General features: G+C 56.2%; 14 protein-coding genes. 7 read left to right on the top strand and 7 right to left on the bottom strand.

Annotated elements, in window-relative coordinates; all coding sequences use genetic code 11:
- The first annotated feature begins 121 nt into the window (after nt 1-121).
- From NNL35_RS04865 to NNL35_RS04855, 3 genes are all read left to right on the top strand, one after another.
- The gene (locus NNL35_RS04865) at nt 122-601 is read left to right on the top strand and encodes a MarR family winged helix-turn-helix transcriptional regulator (protein ID WP_006677721.1); all 480 of its coding nucleotides are present in this window, start codon (nt 122-124) and stop codon (nt 599-601) included.
- Between the two features lie 280 nt (nt 602-881).
- Nucleotides 882-2,603 carry a phospho-sugar mutase gene (locus NNL35_RS04860; protein ID WP_006677719.1) on the top strand — a complete coding sequence of 574 codons (1,722 nt, stop codon included), beginning with the start codon at nt 882-884 and terminating at the stop codon, nt 2,601-2,603.
- A gap of 273 nt (nt 2,604-2,876) precedes the next feature.
- Nucleotides 2,877-3,956: a M42 family metallopeptidase gene (locus NNL35_RS04855; RefSeq protein WP_006677718.1), complete on the top strand. Its 1,080-nt coding sequence runs from the start codon at nt 2,877-2,879 to the stop codon at nt 3,954-3,956.
- A gap of 96 nt (nt 3,957-4,052) precedes the next feature.
- Here the strand turns inward: NNL35_RS04855 and pdxR are convergent, their stop codons facing one another.
- Nucleotides 4,053-5,492: a MocR-like pyridoxine biosynthesis transcription factor PdxR gene (gene pdxR / locus NNL35_RS04850; RefSeq protein ID WP_006677717.1), complete on the bottom strand. Its 1,440-nt coding sequence runs from the start codon at nt 5,490-5,492 to the stop codon at nt 4,053-4,055.
- 412 nt (nt 5,493-5,904) lie between these two features.
- Here pdxR and NNL35_RS04845 point away from each other — a divergent pair, with 412 nt between their 5' ends.
- The 3 genes from NNL35_RS04845 to msrA all read left to right on the top strand — a co-directional run bounded on the left by NNL35_RS04845 (nt 5,905) and on the right by msrA (nt 9,034).
- Entirely contained in the window at nt 5,905-7,308 is a 1,404-nt protein-coding gene (locus NNL35_RS04845; RefSeq protein ID WP_006677716.1) for a cytochrome ubiquinol oxidase subunit I, read from the top strand.
- Nucleotides 7,292-8,308: a cytochrome d ubiquinol oxidase subunit II gene (gene cydB, locus NNL35_RS04840; protein ID WP_006677715.1), complete on the top strand. Its 1,017-nt coding sequence runs from the start codon at nt 7,292-7,294 to the stop codon at nt 8,306-8,308. The genes NNL35_RS04845 and cydB overlap by 17 nt, the downstream gene beginning before the upstream one ends.
- 147 nt (nt 8,309-8,455) lie before the next feature.
- Nucleotides 8,456-9,034: a peptide-methionine (S)-S-oxide reductase MsrA gene (gene msrA, locus NNL35_RS04835; RefSeq protein WP_006677714.1), complete on the top strand. Its 579-nt coding sequence runs from the start codon at nt 8,456-8,458 to the stop codon at nt 9,032-9,034.
- A 469-nt stretch (nt 9,035-9,503) separates the two neighbouring features.
- Here the strand turns inward: msrA and NNL35_RS04830 are convergent, their stop codons facing one another.
- The 6 genes from NNL35_RS04830 to NNL35_RS04805 form a co-directional block, all read right to left on the bottom strand.
- Complete coding sequence (locus tag NNL35_RS04830; RefSeq protein WP_006677713.1) at nt 9,504-10,478, bottom strand: diaminopimelate dehydrogenase; 975 nt, start codon at nt 10,476-10,478, stop codon at nt 9,504-9,506.
- A 225-nt stretch (nt 10,479-10,703) separates the two neighbouring features.
- Complete coding sequence (locus NNL35_RS04825) at nt 10,704-10,928, bottom strand: sulfurtransferase TusA family protein (protein WP_006677712.1); 225 nt, start codon at nt 10,926-10,928, stop codon at nt 10,704-10,706.
- Nucleotides 10,929-10,955: 27 nt separating this feature from the next.
- Nucleotides 10,956-12,023 (bottom strand): YeeE/YedE family protein, encoded by a 1,068-nt coding sequence (locus NNL35_RS04820; RefSeq protein WP_006677711.1) that lies wholly within the window; start codon nt 12,021-12,023, stop codon nt 10,956-10,958.
- Between the two features lie 195 nt (nt 12,024-12,218).
- On the bottom strand, nt 12,219-12,974 hold the full coding sequence (locus NNL35_RS04815) for a class I SAM-dependent methyltransferase (protein ID WP_006677710.1): 756 nt from the start codon (nt 12,972-12,974) through the stop codon (nt 12,219-12,221).
- 229 nt (nt 12,975-13,203) lie between these two features.
- The gene (locus NNL35_RS04810; protein ID WP_006677709.1) at nt 13,204-13,878 is read right to left on the bottom strand and encodes a TerC family protein; all 675 of its coding nucleotides are present in this window, start codon (nt 13,876-13,878) and stop codon (nt 13,204-13,206) included.
- Between the two features lie 303 nt (nt 13,879-14,181).
- Nucleotides 14,182-14,727, bottom strand: a complete 546-nt coding sequence (locus NNL35_RS04805; protein WP_238535371.1) for a putative glycolipid-binding domain-containing protein — start codon at nt 14,725-14,727, stop codon at nt 14,182-14,184.
- A 181-nt stretch (nt 14,728-14,908) separates the two neighbouring features.
- Here NNL35_RS04805 and NNL35_RS04800 point away from each other — a divergent pair, with 181 nt between their 5' ends.
- Nucleotides 14,909-16,177, top strand: coding sequence for an esterase/lipase family protein (locus NNL35_RS04800; protein ID WP_006677707.1), 1,269 nt, complete (start codon nt 14,909-14,911; stop codon nt 16,175-16,177).
- The last annotated feature ends 69 nt before the right edge of the window (nt 16,178-16,246 follow it).

Raw genomic sequence — 16,246 nt, 5'->3', positions numbered from 1 at the left:
CCGTGTGGTATGATATTATTCATCTCGATTTCAAGATATTAACGGATATTATCGTTATCGATGTGAATCTGTTACTATAGGGAAGAATGACATTCATTTTGGAGGAAAGGAACGATTCGAAGTGAGCGAAAAGGAAAGCCACGGCGGCGGCGGAGCGGCGAGTGTCGATCAGTCCTTGAAATTATTCGTCGTCCTGTCGCGGGCGTCGAAGTCGCTGATGGATTTCGCGCAGCAGGACATGAAGCGTTATCAGCTGAACCCTTCCGAATTTGCGGTTCTGGAGCTTCTTCATCATAAAGGCCCTACCCCGATCCAGCAGATTGGCGGCAGAGTGCTGCTCGCCAGCGGCACGATGACCTATGTCGTCGATAAGCTGGAGAAGAAGGGCTATTTGAAGCGATGCCCCTGCGTGCAGGATCGCCGCGTCATTTATGCCGAGCTGACGGAACAGGGAACCGCCTTGATGCAGGATATTTTCCCCAAGCATGCCCAGGCCCTGCACCAGCTTATGGAGGTGCTTCCTGCGGAGGAGCAAGAGCAGTTGACCACGCTCTTGAAGAAGCTGGGGCGGCATATCGCCCAAGTGAATACGAATCATTAGCCCTCGGACCGATCCGGGGGCTGCTTTGCTTGCACGCTTCTGAACCGGATGCGCTCCGCAGCGATTGGACTGCGCGGCGGCCGGTTTTTTGGCTTGTCCCCTTTTTTTTCACATGCAGAACGCGGTTGAATCCAGTACAATAGATCAATGCGGCATCCCTGGTTAATGCCCATGCCGGTGTCTTTACCGCCTGGCGGCTGCCGCATCATCCAGATACATCCTTATCTCGATAATCATTGTCTTCAACAAATATAGGGTATTGAAGGAGGATATGAACGCAATGACTATGAACACGATGGCCCAAGAGCGGTATGAAGCCTGGCTGAACGACGCGTCGATCGATGCGGCGACCAAGGCGGAGCTCGCCGGAATTGCGGGCAATGAACAGGAGATTACCGATCGCTTCTACAAAGAGCTCGAATTCGGCACCGGGGGTCTGCGCGGCGTCATCGGCGCCGGCAGCAACCGGATGAACGTATATACGGTCGGCAAAGCGACTCAGGGATTGGCCCAATATTTGAAGGGCGCTTCCTCTTCTCCGTCGGTGGCGATCGCGTATGATTCCCGCCATTTCTCCCCGGAATTCGCGCTGGAGGCCGCCCTCGTCCTCGCCGGCAACGGAATCAAGGCCTATATCTTCCCGGAACTGCGCCCGACGCCGGAGCTCTCCTTCGCCGTGCGCCATCTGCAAGCGAGCGCCGGCATCGTCATTACCGCCAGCCATAACCCGCCGGAATATAACGGCTACAAAGTCTATGGCAGCGACGGCGGACAAATTACGAAGGACACGGCTGGCCTCGTCATCGCCGAGATTCGCGGCATTCACAGCTTCGCCGACATCCGCAAGGCGGATCGGGCGGAGGCGGAAGCGGCAGGGCTGATTGTCTGGCTCGACTCGGCTATGGACGATGCTTACATATCGGCCGTCACCGCCGTCAGCCGGAATCCGGAGACGATTCGCCAGACGAGCGATCAATTCCGCGTGCTGTACACCCCGCTGCACGGAACGGGCAACAAGCCTGTGCGCGCCGTGCTGGATCGCCTCGGCTTTCAGCAAGTGCGCGTCGTCCCCGAGCAGGAGCTGCCGGATCCGAATTTCTCCACGGTCAAATCGCCGAACCCGGAGGAACGCGACGCTTTCTCCATCGCGATCGCGCAGGCGCAGGAATGGGATGCGGACATCATTATGGGAACGGACCCGGATGCGGATCGGATGGGTGCCGTCGTGAAGAACGCGCAGGGCGAATACGTCGTCCTGACCGGCAACCAGTCCGGCGCGCTGATGGTCCACTATTTGCTGGACGCCATGAAGGCGCAAGGCGCCCTGCCGGCTAACGGAGCCGTCATCAAGACCAACGTGACGAGCGAGCTGGGGGCGGCCATTGCCAAGTCGTACGGCATGACGGTCTTCAATACGCTGACCGGATTCAAATATATCGGTGAGAAAATGACCGAATTCGACCGGACCGGGGCACACACATTCCTGTTCGGGTATGAAGAGAGCTACGGTTATCTCGCAGGCAATTACGCGCGCGACAAGGACGCAGTCATCGCCGCGATGCTGATCTGCGAGGCGGGCGCCTACTACAAGGCGCAGGGCAAGACCTTGTACGAAGTGCTGCAAGGCCTGTACGAGCAGCACGGCTACTATTTGGAGGCGCTGGAGACGCGCACGCTCAAGGGAGTCGAGGGCGTGGCCATCATCGGCGGCATCATGGACGAATGGCGGGCAGATGCGCCATCCTCCGTGGGCGGAACCGCCGTGGCCCGAACGGAAGACTATGCCGAAGGCCTGCATGGCCTGCCGAAGGAGAACGTGATCAAGTTCCATCTGGAGGACGGCAGCTGGTTCTGCCTGCGTCCTTCCGGGACGGAGCCGAAGATTAAGATGTACTTCGCCGTGCAGGGCACGTCGGCTGCCGATGCCGAGCAGCGCCTGACGGCGCTTCGCCAAGACGTGATGGCGCGAATCGACGCCTTCATCGCATCGAAGCAAGCCTAGCCGCGTCTTGCCCGGAGCTGTGCCAGGCATCGCTGCGGGCTGGGTTATCCCGTTCGCGGCTTCAAGCAAGCGCTTCTGCCTGCGGGGATGACCTCTCCGCGGCGGCGCTTGCCCTGACAGGGCTGCTGCCTTCCGCTCCGATGCGGAAGGCGGCTTTTTTTTGAAGATCGAGGTTGCAACGGGACGCCAACCCGTCCATACTGAGGAATAGGCAGAATCCACCGATATCGATGCAGGCTGCTAGTCTGGCCTGGAAGGAAGGAGCTCGCAATCATGCAGCAAGAAACATTAGACTTATTCCGCACCTTGACCGAATTCCCGTCTGCCCCCGGCTTTGAACGGGAGCTTCGCGCCCTGGTGAAGCAAGAATTGTCCAAATATACGAATGAATTTGTCCACGATGCCCTCGGCAGCGTATTCGGAGTCATGCGCGGGGACGAGCAAGGTCCGCGCGTCATGGTGGCCGGCCACCTGGATGAGGTCGGCTTCATTACGACCCAGATTACGGCGAACGGCATGATTAAGTTCCAGCCGCTCGGCGGATGGTGGGGACAAGTCGTGCTCGCCCAGCAAGTCGAGGTCATTACGCCGAACGGGCCAATCCCTGGCGTCGTCGGATCGATTCCGAAGCATCTGCTGGATGAAGCGACGGCCAACAAGCCGGTCGACGTGAAGCATATGTATATCGACGTCGGCGCCGACAGCCGCGAGGAAGCCGAGAAGGCGGGCATCCGTCCGGGGCTTCAGATCGTGCCGGTCTGTCCGTTCACGCCGCTGCTCAATCCGAAGAAAATTATGGCCAAGGCATGGGATAACCGCTACGGCGTCGGGCTGGCGATCGAGCTGATGAAGGAGCTGCACCGCGAGCAATTCGCCCTGCCGAACGTCCTCTATTGCGGAGCGACCGTGCAGGAAGAGGTCGGCCTTCGCGGCGCGCGCACCGCGGCGAATCTCATTCAGCCGGATATTTTCTATGCGCTCGACTGCAGCGCCGCCAACGATATGACCGGCGACCCGAACTCCTTCGGACAGCTTGGCAAGGGCGCGCTGCTCCGCATCTATGACCCGACGATGATTACGCATCGCGGCCTGCTTGAATTCGTACAGGATATCGCGGATACTCACCGCATTCCGTACCAATATTTCGTATCTCCGGGCGGCACCGATGCCGGACAGGTTCACCTGAGCGGCAAAGGCGTGCCGGCGACCGTCATCGGCGTGTGCGGACGCTATATCCATACGCCAGCCTCGATCGTTCACACCGACGATATCGATGCGGCGAAGGAACTGCTTGTCCAGCTGGTGAAGCATACCGACCGCACCACCTATAATACGATTGTCGAACGCTCCTAGCGTTTGCGCCCACAATAGAAGAGCGTGCTCCCGGCCCGGCCGGACGAGCACGCTCTTTTTGTTCGTTCTCGCATGAAATCATAAGCTTATCCTCATTTATCTTCCTGCGGCCCGCAGCGCTTCCGCGAATAATGCGATGCCGCGGCCGATCTGGCCGGGCTGCGGGCGCGCGAACGTGAACCGGACATAGCCCGGCTCCGATCCGTAGACGCTCCCCGGAACGAAGACGACTCCCCGCCGTAGGCCCTCCTCCAGCAGTCTGTCATCGTCGACGGGCCGCCTCATCCTGCACCACAGATGCAGGCCGCCTTGCGGCAGCGTGTAGGACAGCTCGCCGGGCAGCTCGCGATGCAGGGCGTCAAGCAGCAGATTCCGCTTGTGCGACAGCTCCTTCCGCAACCGCAGCAAATGCCCTTCAAAATGGGCCGAGGCCAGCAATTGCGCCGCAATGCGCTGCGGGAGCACGCTCAGGCCGAAATCCATCTGCTGCTTCTCGTCCGTCAGCCGGCTCACCACGGATTGGGGAGCCACCATCCAGCCGATGCGCAAGCCCGAAGCGACGATTTTGGAAAGCGATCCGATATACAGCACGGTGCTGCCGGCATCGTTCGATTTAAGCGAAGGCGGCGGGTTGCCCGTGAACGAGGTCAAGCTGAACGGATCGTCCTCGACGATGGGAATCCCCAGATGCCCGCAAATCTCCAGCAGCCGTTCCCGGCGCGCCGGATCAAGCACGCGGCCGGTCGGATTGTGATAATTCGGATTCACAAAAATCATCCGTATCTGATGCTCCCGGTGCAGCGACAGGATCCCTTCGGGACAGACGCCCTTCTCATCTACGGGCAGGCGGAACAACCGCAGGCCCGCCGTATGGAACATCGGGAGCGAATAGTAATAAGACGGGTCTTCGATCGCAACGGCATCGCCCGGACTGAGCAGACGCTTCGTAATCAAATAAAGCGACTGATGCGATCCCGAAGTGACCAGGATCGAGGATTCCGTGGCCCGAATGCCGCGGTACTGCTTCAAATACGAGGCCAGCGCCTGCCGCAGCGGCACGTAGCCTTGCGGATGGTCATAGCCCAGATCTTCATGCAGCGCATGCTCGCTCAGCAACTGCCGGATGGCCTCATTGGGCGATAAATCCGGGGACAGCTCGCCGCTGGCGAAGTCGATGAGCGGACGTCCCGAATCCAGTTCTTGACGGATAAGCCGCAAGCAAGATTGGTGCGGGTGCATGGCCGCGCCCCCATCCACATATTGAAGCCAGTCCGGCATGTCCTTCGGAGCGGCGCCCCATCTCGATTTGCTTACCCGCGTTCCGCTCCCGACCATGCTTTCGATCATTCCGGAAGCGCGCAATTCCTCATAGGCTTGCACGACGGTGCTCCGGTTGACGTTGATTTGCTCGGCGAATTTGCGCTCCGAAGGGAGAAGACTTCCCGGCGGGAATTCCCCATAGCTTATTCTCTGTTCTATATATGCGGCAATCTGCTGATATAACGGCTGCTTGCTGGAACGATCCGGTTGCCACATCGTGATCCACCTCTTGTTGTGCTTTGTATGTGATTTTTATCACACAATATAAGTATACCATCTTGTCTATTTCCCCAGCGCAGGCCGATTTCATCGAAACGTTGTCAACTATGTGGCAGTGTGTTGAACATGGATGACTCCGCTCTGTAAAAGTGGATGGCGACACGCAGCACCGTCTGGACTATGATCAGGCATAAGCGATCGCCTGGCCATCGCCCGTCTTCCGGCGCGGTCGAACAGTTAACGTCCAGACCACGCACCGAACATAAGGGGCACCGCTCCCTGAACGTCGCGCTGCGCCGCGTACGGCCAGCGCTACAAGTGCCATCTTTTACGTGAACTCATTCACAAGACGTGGGCACCTGGCAGGCCATCTATCAACCAGAACATGATTCAGCTAAAGGAGGCCGTTATGGATCAGGTCATTCTCGCACGGATCCAATTTGCATCGACGACGCTATTCCACTACATTTTCGTCCCGATGACGATTGGCCTGGCATTCTTAATCGCCGTATTGGAGACGTTCTACGTCAGGACAGGCAAGGACATTTATAAGCAGTCCGCCCAGTTTTGGAGCAAATTATTTCTGATCAATTTCGCGGTCGGTGTCGTCACCGGCATTCTGCAGGAGTTCCAGTTCGGGATGAACTGGTCGAATTATTCCCGCTTCGTCGGCGATGTGTTCGGCCCTTCGCTGGCGATCGAGGGCTTGCTCGCCTTTTTTATGGAATCAACGTTTATCGGCCTATGGGTGTTCGGCTGGGATCGCTTGTCGAAGCGCGTCCATCTGGCATGCATCTGGCTCGTCTCGATCGGCACGATGCTGTCGGCCTTCTGGATATTGACGGCCAACTCCTTCATGCATGCCCCGGTCGGTTACGTATTCCAGAACGGAAGAGCGGAGATGAGCGATTTCTGGGCGATCATCCGCAATCCGCAGCTATGGCTGCAATTTCCGCATACGTTATTCGCCGCCCTCGCTACCGGCGCGTTCTTCATGGCCGGCGTCAGCGCATGGAAGCTGCTGAAGCGGCACAATCCCGAGATGTTCCGGCTATCGTTCCGCGTCTCGATTATGGTGGGCCTGATCTCGGCCCTGCTCGTTGCCTTCATCGGCCATGAGCAAGCCCAGCATATAATCAAGTCGCAGCCGATGAAGATGGCCGCCGCCGAAGCCTTATGGGACACAAGCGAGGATCCGGCGCCGTTCACGCTGTTCGCACGCATCGATACGGAGAAGCAAGAAACATCATTCAATCTGCAAGTCCCGTATATGCTGAGCATTCTGGCGCACAACAAGCTGAGCGGCAGCGTGGAAGGGATGAACCAGATCCAAGCGCAATACGAGGAAAAATACGGGCCCGGGAATTACATTCCTTCGGTCAAAATGACCTTCTGGAGCTTCCGCACGATGGTATTCGCCGGCGGCCTGATGTGTCTGATCGCCATCTACGGCTGGGTGCTGGCCCGCACACGGAAGCTGGAGCAGCGGCCTTGGTTCTTGAAACTGATGGTCGGCGCGATCGCCTTTCCGTTCCTGGCCAATTCAACCGGATGGCTCATGGCGGAGATGGGGCGCCAGCCGTGGGTCGTCTTCGGCGTCATGCGCACCGAAGACGCAATTTCGCCTACCGTGACCGCGGGCGAACTTCTCTTTTCGCTGATTGCCTTTACCACCATGTATGCGGTTCTGGCCATTATCGACGCGTGTCTGTTTGTGAAGGTCATTCGCAAGGACGGGGATGAGAAGCCGGACGAACTGTCCCGCACCTACGATCCGTTCGGGAAGGAGGATGCACATGCTATCGCTAAATGAATTTTGGTTTATTCTCGTGGCCGTGCTGTTTGTCGGTTTTTTCTTCCTGGAAGGCTTTGATTTCGGCGTCGGCATCACGGCGCGTTTCCTCGGCCGGACTGACCGGGAGCGCCGCATCCTTATCAACACGATCGGACCGTATTGGGATGCGAATGAAGTATGGCTGATTACGGCCGGCGGCGCCATGTTCGCCGCTTTTCCGGAATGGTACGCCACGTTATTCAGCGGCTTCTACATCCCGTTCGTCGTGCTGCTGCTCGCGCTGATTGCCCGCGGCGTCGCCTTTGAATTCCGGGGCAAGATGGACCATGGCGCATGGAAAAAAGCATGGGACGCCGCGATTTTCATCGGCAGCCTGCTCCCGCCCTTCTTGCTCGGCGTCGTATTCGCGAACCTGATTCGCGGCGTTCCGATCGACGGCAACAAGGAAATGCTCGGCAGCCTCTTCGACCTGCTGAACGGCTATGCGCTCACCGGCGGGGCGGCCACGGTCCTGCTGTGCATGCTGCACGGCCTCGTCTTCATTACGCTGCGAACCACCGGCGAGCTGCGGGACCGGGCCCGGAAGGCGGCGCGCGACCTGGGGCCTGCCATCGCCGCCTTCTTGCTCATGTTCGCCGTCATGACCTATGTCAGCACCGACATTTATACTGTGCATGGACCGCAATGGATCGCCCTGCCGCTTCTGGCCGGGGCGGCGCTCGTCATGGCAGGCCGGTTCATCAAGCGGCAGCGGGACGGCTGGGCGTTCGTCATGACGGGGGCGGTCATCATTTTGTCCATGAGCAGCGTGTTCATCGGCTTGTTCCCGCGGGTGATGATCAGCTCGCTCAGCCCTGATTTTCATCTGACGGTATTCAATGCCGCGTCCGGCGCCTATTCGCTGAAAGTGATGACCTATGTCTCCCTGACGATTCTTCCGTTCGTATTGGGGTATCAGATCTGGAGCTATTATGTATTCCGCAAGCGGATCGACGACAAGGAGCATCTGGAGTATTGACGGAGAGCCTGCCGCTCCCTCGTTCCCCCTTGGCAGCCTGTCCGCTTCAGGTTACACTGTGAACAGAAGACGCGGGATGGCGGCGGCGCTTGCGCCGTCACGTGCTCATCTCAACCATCTACCACTCTGTGAAAAAGGGGAAACGACATGTCAACATACGCTGCAGATGCCTCTGCTTCCCAACACGATACGCCGCGGCAGGACGGGTCCCAATTGGCCACCTTCGCCGGCGGCTGCTTCTGGTGCATGGTGAAGCCCTTCGATCAATGGGATGGCGTGCATGCCGTCCTGTCCGGCTATACCGGCGGCCATGTTCCGCACCCGACCTACGAGCAGGTCAAATCCCAGACGACCGGACATCTCGAAGCCGTCCAGATCACATTCGATCCGGCTATCATCCCGTATAGCCGGCTGCTCGAGCTGTATTGGGCGCAGATCGATCCGACCGATGACGGCGGACAGTTCCAGGACCGCGGTCAATCCTATATGACCGCCATCTTCGTCCATACCGAAGAGCAGCGCCGTCTGGCCGAAGCTTCCCGCGCGGAACTGGCGGCGAGCGGGCGGTTCGACCGGCCTATCGTCACGCCCATTCTCGATGCCGGCCCGTTCTATCCGGCTGAGGACTATCACCAGGACTATTACCGCAAAGATCCTGAGCATTACGCGGCCGACCGCGCTCAATCCGGCCGTGACGAATTTCTGAAGAAGCATTGGGATAAGTGAACGGCATCGTTGTAAGGCGCCTTTCTCCGCTATTTTGGGGCAGGAGATGGGCGTCTTTCTTTTTGCCCCCTTATGTCCTCTATCCCGTTCCGTCAGGTGGACAGAGCTCTTTGTCCGCTATCCCAATCTCAGGTAGGCAGAGTCCTTTTTTCCGCTATCCCATTCTCTCAGGTATTTATCGTCTTTTGGTCGTTATCCCATCCACTCAGAGAAGACGAGCCGAAGCAGCCCGCAGCGGCCTCCAGCAGGGCCCGAAGTGGCCTAAGCGGCCCATAGAAAAACAAGGGGATATGCAGCAGAGCTTCTCACTTCCATAGCATAGCGGAATAAAGGGATATGAGACGGACTAACGCCCTGAACCAAGGGGATATTGAGCATAAGGGCTTGGAAGGGGACATCATAGGGACACGACAAAAAACGCAAGCCGGCGAGGGCTTGCGTTGATGTTCATCGAAAATGGCGCTCGATCCTACAGCATTTCCTTGCGGAGCTGTTCAGGCGATTTCGGCGACAGAAGGCCGAACGGAATGTCGAATACGGTGCGTGCGCCGGCTTCTCCGCGTGCCGCCAGCTTGTGTGCCGCCCGTGCGTAGGCGACGAGCACACTCGCCGTGAACTCCGGATTGCTGCCCAGCTTCAAGCTGAATTCCATCAATTGCGTCGTGCCTTCGCCAGTCACGCCGCTGCGCAGCACGTAGCCGCCGTGAGGCATCGCCGAGTGATTCGTCTTCAGTTCCTCTTCGCTGATGAAGTTCACAATCGTTTCATAGTCGGAGAAGTAGTTCGGCATGTTTTTGATTTCCGCTTCGATGCGGGCCTTGTCCGCGCCTTCCTCGGCCACGACGAAGCACTCGCGCAGATGCTTATCGCGCGTCGACAGCTGCGGCTGATCCCCGCTGCGGACAGCAGCTACCGCTTCCTCGGAAGGAATGGTGTACTGCACCCCGTTTTTGACGCCTTCCACGCGGCGAATCGCATCCGAGTGGCCTTGGCTGACGCCGCGTCCCCAGAAGGTATATTCCGCGCCTTGCGGAAGCACCGCTTCGAACAGCAGGCGGTTCAGGGAGAACAAGCCTGGATCCCATCCCGTGGAGATGACGGACACATGTCCCGACGCTTGTGCCGCACCGTTAACGGCTTCGAAGTACTCCGGAATGCGGGCATGCGTGTCGAAGCTGTCCACCGTATGGAACAGGCGTGCCAATTCAGGCCCCTGCTCCGGAAGATCCGTAGCCGAGCCGCCGCACAAGATCATGACATCGACTTTATCTGTATAAGATTCCACTTCTTGCAATGATACAACCGGAACGCTCGCTTGTACCGCGCCCGGATCTCTGCGGGTAAACACAGCGACAAGCTCCATGTCCGGATTTTGCCGAATCGACTTCTCGACTCCTCTTCCAAGGTTGCCGTAACCTACAATACCGATACGTATAGCTGACATCGTATGTTCATCTCCTTCAACTTTGCTAACATAAGTATAATATGGACAAATGATAACCGACATAGATTTTTCGGAGAACATGTTGCACTTCATGTGCACTCTCTGCATACGCTGCGCTTCGGCTTCTTTTATTTTGCCCATCGTCCTGGAAGCCATGCCGCCGCCCGAACGCGACAAAAAAGGAAATGCCGCAACGGCATTTCCTTCGTGAAGATGATATGCACTTTATTTCTTCTGCACGGTAATCGTCCAGGATGCATCATCGATCTGCTCGAACTGGGTGACGCGGTGGCCCGCCTCGGCAGCCCAGCGCGGAATGCTCTCGGTTGCCTGGGTGCAATCGAATTCGATAACCAGTTCATCGCCGCTATCTATCGTTTCGATCGCTTCTTTGGCCTCAATCAAAGGAAACGGACATACCATGCCGAGTACAGACAGTTTTTTCCCCATATCATTCTTCCTCCTTACGATCTCGGCTTACGCCGTCGTTGTCTGATAAGATACAGTTTGATTTTTGCGCGCCTTCGCACGCGGGCGAACATAGACGAAGTACGATGCGGTCCACGTTCCCAATAGGATAAAGAGAAGCGAAGTCCATCCTTGCCAAGTCATCATGGCGGTCATGACCAGGCCGTTGCCAATCGAGCATCCCCCGGCCCAGCTCGCTCCGAACCCCATCAGCAGGCCGCCGCCGAAGCTGGATAACGCCGTCTTGGCGTCAGGCGCCCGGAAGCGGAATTCACGGCTCCCCTTGGCAGCGAGGAAGGAGCCTGCCAATATGCCAAGCACCAGGAAGACGCCCCAGTTCACATACTTCTCGCTGTCTCCCGTCACCAAATACTGAAGCACGTTCGCAGATGGCGTCGTAATGCCAAGGCCGGACATTCTTCCCGTCGCTTCGCTAAGCGGCCAGGCCAGAATCGCTATCAGGCCGACGAGCACCGCCGTAACGAAGGGATGCCACCGCTTCTCGAACAAAATATGGTTGAGCCCTGTGCGCTTCGCCGGCAAGGACGGAATCGCCACGGCAGGCTTGCGCAGCTGTCTGACGACCAGCCATAGCGTAAGCAGCGCCAGGATGAGGATGAAAGGCCACACCGACAGGCCGAATGTGTCCGGAATGGAGTTCGTCGGCGCATTGTATGCTTTGAGACTACTGTTGACAGGCAGCAGCGCGCCCGACTTCATAATTGCGCTCATCGCCATATATCCGAACAGGGCGATCCAGCTTCCGATCAGGCCCTCTCCGGCCCGATACCACGTCCCGGTGGCACAGCCCCCGGCCAAAATAATCCCGATACCGAACAAAAACGAACCGACCACCGTCGCCAGCCATTGGAACGAACCGGCGGAAAACTCGACCAAGCCCAGTTGAATCAGCGCAAACACGCCAATGCTCTGCACTGTGATGGCAATGAGCAGCGCGTAGAACATCCGGTTGTCCTTCGTCAGGTACATATCCCGGAAACCGCCGGTCAGACAAAATCGCCCACGCTGCATAACGAACCCAAGCAGCGCCCCGCATAGCAACCCCGTAATCAACATCAGTCCAATGACGCCTCCTCCCGGATTTAAACCGAGTAATTCAATGAGTTTTATAAGTGATACTGATTTTATCATATCTTTGGAATGTGTCAATATACAGCATCATCCAGGCTGTAAAAAAGAGAGGGGCTTTCCCCTCTCTCTCATTAGCAAAACATATGCGGAGCGGCTTGCTCCTTATACCTGCACTTCATCTTATACTTCTCCCCAAAATACTTCGGTCTCGTAATCAAAGGATACGACCCCGTTCTGTTGGTTCCGTTCAAATATTTTCTTCAATTCAGCCATCATCGGCTCATAATTCGGATGGCCTGCCTGAGGCGCATACGAAGAGGACTGCAGCCGTCCGCCCAGCTCTTCCAGATTGAGCAGCTGCCGCATCGAAAACCGGGCATCCCGGAGCTTCCCTGGCTGGAAGAAGGAGGACAGGTCTTCCTTGGAAATATTTTTATGTCTTACCTTCTCATAATCCGTACCATACGCAAGCAGCAACTGCTCGTATTCCTCCAGAAATGGGGTCCCCTCCTGCAAGCGCGAGTTCCAGATCAGCACGGCCTTGCCGCCCGGCTTCAATATGCGGCGAAATTCCAGCTGTGCGGCGCCGCGATCGAACCAATGGAACGATTGTGCGCAGACGATATGATCGACGGAGCTGTCTGGCAGCCCCGTCGCTTCCGCAGCCCCGGATGCCGCGCGATAATGCGCATGATGGCCAAGCTCTTGGACTGCCGCTTCCCGCATCGGTTGGTTCGGTTCAATCGCAATGACGCGGCTCCCGCGTGCAAGCAGCAGCTTCGAAAAGATTCCCGTCCCCGCCCCAATATCTGCAATCTCGTCTTCCGGACGGAAGCCTGCCGTGTCATACAAATACGAGATCGCTTCCGCCGGATAACTGGGCCGATACTTCACATAGGCGTCGACTCGGCTTGAAAATCGTTCTTTACTGTCCATTCCATTCACTCTCCCTCGTCAAAATAAGATACTTCAATCCATCCTTCAATCTGTTCCATCCAATGAAACTAAGTTCCATTTTATTCATATGTATATTATAGTACATCAATGAACAATGTTCACCTAGGCAGGGTGAATTGCGTATAATAAAAAAGCACCCTGAGGTGCTCCGCCAAAAAGATGTGATGTTTTCTCTCTAATGGTATGGCCACAGGAAGCGGCCTGGTTATTAAGCGGCTTGCTTCACTTGCTTCTGCTTCTTCATTCTGCCCATTACCAGCACGCCGGCGATGATCACAATGATGAGTCCCCACTTCAATACCGGATTTTCCGTGAAAAAGCCCTTCACTAACGGTTCATCGGTGATCATTTTACCCGCCGTCCAGGCAAGCACCCCGGATCCAATATAGATAATGATGGGGAATCGCTCCACCCACTTCAAAATCAAAGTGCTTCCCCATACGACAATCGGCACGCTAATCAGCAGTCCCATCACGACAAGAATGAAATCGCCATGAGCCGCGCCGGCTACGGCGAGCACATTATCGAGACCCATGACCGTGTCCGCGATAATGATTGTCTTAATGGCCGCCCAGATGCTGGCTGCCGAAGCCACGTCATGCTTCTTCTCTTCAACGAGCAGCTTATACGCTATCCAGATAAGCATCGCCCCGCCGAGCAGCAGCAGACCCGGAATTTTCAACAACCATACGACGGCAAGCGTAAGCAGCGAACGAATGGCAATCGCCCCGAACGTCCCCCAAAAAATAACTTTTTTCTGATGCTCCTTCGGCAAGTTCCTCGCCGACAGCCCAATGACAATCGCATTGTCTCCCGCCAGCACCAGATCGATAATGACAATGGCCATAAGCGCAGACCAGAAGTCTGCTGTTAAGAAATCCATAGTACCCTCTCCTATCTCGAATGTCATATATATCCTTTCTTTAATGGCTCACAATTATGAACAATCCCGGGCAACACCCCTTAAAAAACAAAAATGGCCTTTACCGATCACGGTAAAGGCCATAAATAAAGACCTTTACCGTCATGGTAAAGGTCTCGCTAGCAATCATCGTTGCCAACAAAGCCGGAGGTGTTATCCTCGTAATGACGACTTTATTGAACAGCTACTCCCCTTTATATTTTCTATGTTAATGGAAAAGGATACATAGGGTCAAGATAAAAATATCCTGCTTGATCAATTTGGTTATCGGCATGCCCATTGATCCTCGTAGGCAAGGATCATTCCGTTATCATCCACTTCAAGCCGTGCCGTGTAGCCGCTTGCGATCGATCGGTATAAGTACGCATTGTCTTCCAAGCGTTCATAGGATTGCTTCAAGGGCTGGACCGTTAGTTGGGGACAGCAGATCCATACCGCCGTAACCGCAGCGGACTCCCCTACGGCCAGCTTCATTCTCCGAATGGGAAGCACGTTCGTGGACGGGGTAACGCCGATATCGATGTCCTTCAGCCCGGACAGATCGTCTCTAGGCTCCCCATTCACGGTCCAATGATCCTGATCATCGCGCTGCAGCCGCAACGTTCTAGTCTGGTGCGGTTCCTCATAACGAACAGTTACTTCCCTGGTGCATCCATCCGAATCACAACTCACTGTATATTCCACGAATGAACGATCGCCCGGTTCGGCAGAGATGACTTTCCCTTCTATTCTAGTTGCGGTTCCAAAGGAATGAGTGCAATATTCCATTCCATCTCCTTGAATCCTTTTCCAAATCATAGTCTTCTTCACGATTATTCCTCCTATGCAGGCCGGTACAGCCACTCATCTCCTCGCTCGAATCCATATTATACCATACCTTTCATAAGCAACTCCTTTGTAACCGCCTTCCTGTATCGTGACCGTGATGTGCCGCGAGGCGCTCATTACCAATACACGCTGCGTGATTGCAGCTAATGAAAGGGAGGATGTCATGACGAAGCGATGGATGTCTGCCATTAGCATCATGGCGCTGTTAGTCTGTACCATTCTGGCAACCGTCGAATCCGCACAAGCTGGCGAAGCCTCAGGAACCACTCTCATGCTGGAACACACGTATACCGAGATCGCCAATGGATGGAGCAAAGTGGAGCGCTGGCAAGACAACAACCCGATGTTCGTACCAGAACATTATCCTGAGGATGGACGGGGGGATCAGATTGGCCAGCGTCTTCTCTTCTTCGACGGCGTGAAGCAGCCGCGCTCCAGCCGGTTTCTCCTCTACTATGCGCCGCAGTATCAGACCAATCCGATCCCAACCCCGGTCCTTCTTGTTCATGGAGCCAATGATAATGCGGATCGGGCCTGGGCCAATCCGAACGAGTTCGGTCCGAATACATGCGGGGCTTCCTCCTGCCCGAACACGGGACTTATGCAGTTCCTCGTTAGCCAAGGATATAAAGTATTCGCCATTAATTTCGGACATAAGCACGGGGACAACTATTATGCTGCAGAGCTTATTCACGATGCCATTCAGATCATGAAAAATGTGACCGGCGAGAGCAAGGTCGATGTCATCGGCTGGAGCAAAGGCGCGTTCGCCTCCCGCATGTACGCGTCATCCATTCGCAAGCCGGGCGGCACTGCCTATGCGGGAGATATCCGCAAGCTGATTCTGATCGCCAATCCGAATAAGGGCACGGATCTTATATTCCGGCACGGCTGGACGTTCAATTACGGCATTATCCCCGAATGCGGCGGCAGCGCGAACGCCCCTTCGCCTCATACGCGCATGATGTGCTACGGCGTATGGCGCAATCACCCCGAGCTCTCCATTTACCGAACGACGACGGGCGATTTCTTCCCCGGACAGAAGCAAATGCTGGCCAAATGGGCCAATGTCCACCCGCTTCCTGCCAACGAACAGGACTGGTATACGACCTACTATGGCGGGCAAGGCTTCTTCACCGCAGGAGACGGGATCGATGCCGCCATGCAGCAAGGATCGTTGGTCGATGCCATCTTGGGGGCCGGCATTCCAGCCAGCATCTCAACGTATCTGTTATCCGGCAATCAGAACGATATCCCGAACATGCATAACGAGCATACGGGACCAAGCGATGGCGTCGTATTCGTGCAAAGCGCGGCATCCGTACAAGGGATTGGCCGCGTCACGGGCAATGTCACGCTGCCGCTCAATCACTTGGAACTAGCTTGGGCAAGTCAAGCTCGCAGCCAGATCGATCAGTGGCTGAAGCAGTAAAGCCGGCGTATGCCATATAAATAAGTAAATTTTTTGAATATTTTTCCACATCGCCTATATACTATCCTT

Origin of the sequence: Paenibacillus dendritiformis, assembly GCF_945605565.1 — a bacterium.
Taxonomy (GTDB): domain Bacteria; phylum Bacillota; class Bacilli; order Paenibacillales; family Paenibacillaceae; genus Paenibacillus_B; species Paenibacillus_B dendritiformis_A.
Note: the sequence above shows the minus strand (reverse complement) of the source record. Positions and strands in the feature narration are given on the sequence as shown.

Bases quoted from the DNA above. Each gene is read 5' to 3' on its own strand.
- NNL35_RS04860 (WP_006677719.1), top strand. From the start codon at position 882: ATGACTATGAACACGATGGCCCAAGAGCGGTATGAAGCCTGGCTGAAC.
- NNL35_RS04855 (WP_006677718.1), top strand. From the start codon at position 2,877: ATGCAGCAAGAAACATTAGACTTATTCCGCACCTTGACCGAATTCCCG.
- pdxR (WP_006677717.1), bottom strand. From the start codon at position 5,492: ATGTGGCAACCGGATCGTTCCAGCAAGCAGCCGTTATATCAGCAGATT.
- NNL35_RS04845 (WP_006677716.1), top strand. From the start codon at position 5,905: ATGGATCAGGTCATTCTCGCACGGATCCAATTTGCATCGACGACGCTA.
- cydB (WP_006677715.1), top strand. From the start codon at position 7,292: ATGCTATCGCTAAATGAATTTTGGTTTATTCTCGTGGCCGTGCTGTTT.
- msrA (WP_006677714.1), top strand. From the start codon at position 8,456: ATGTCAACATACGCTGCAGATGCCTCTGCTTCCCAACACGATACGCCG.
- NNL35_RS04830 (WP_006677713.1), bottom strand. From the start codon at position 10,478: ATGTCAGCTATACGTATCGGTATTGTAGGTTACGGCAACCTTGGAAGA.
- NNL35_RS04825 (WP_006677712.1), bottom strand. From the start codon at position 10,928: ATGGGGAAAAAACTGTCTGTACTCGGCATGGTATGTCCGTTTCCTTTG.
- NNL35_RS04820 (WP_006677711.1), bottom strand. From the start codon at position 12,023: ATGTTGATTACGGGGTTGCTATGCGGGGCGCTGCTTGGGTTCGTTATG.
- NNL35_RS04815 (WP_006677710.1), bottom strand. From the start codon at position 12,974: ATGGACAGTAAAGAACGATTTTCAAGCCGAGTCGACGCCTATGTGAAG.
- NNL35_RS04810 (WP_006677709.1), bottom strand. From the start codon at position 13,878: ATGGATTTCTTAACAGCAGACTTCTGGTCTGCGCTTATGGCCATTGTC.
- NNL35_RS04800 (WP_006677707.1), top strand. From the start codon at position 14,909: ATGACGAAGCGATGGATGTCTGCCATTAGCATCATGGCGCTGTTAGTC.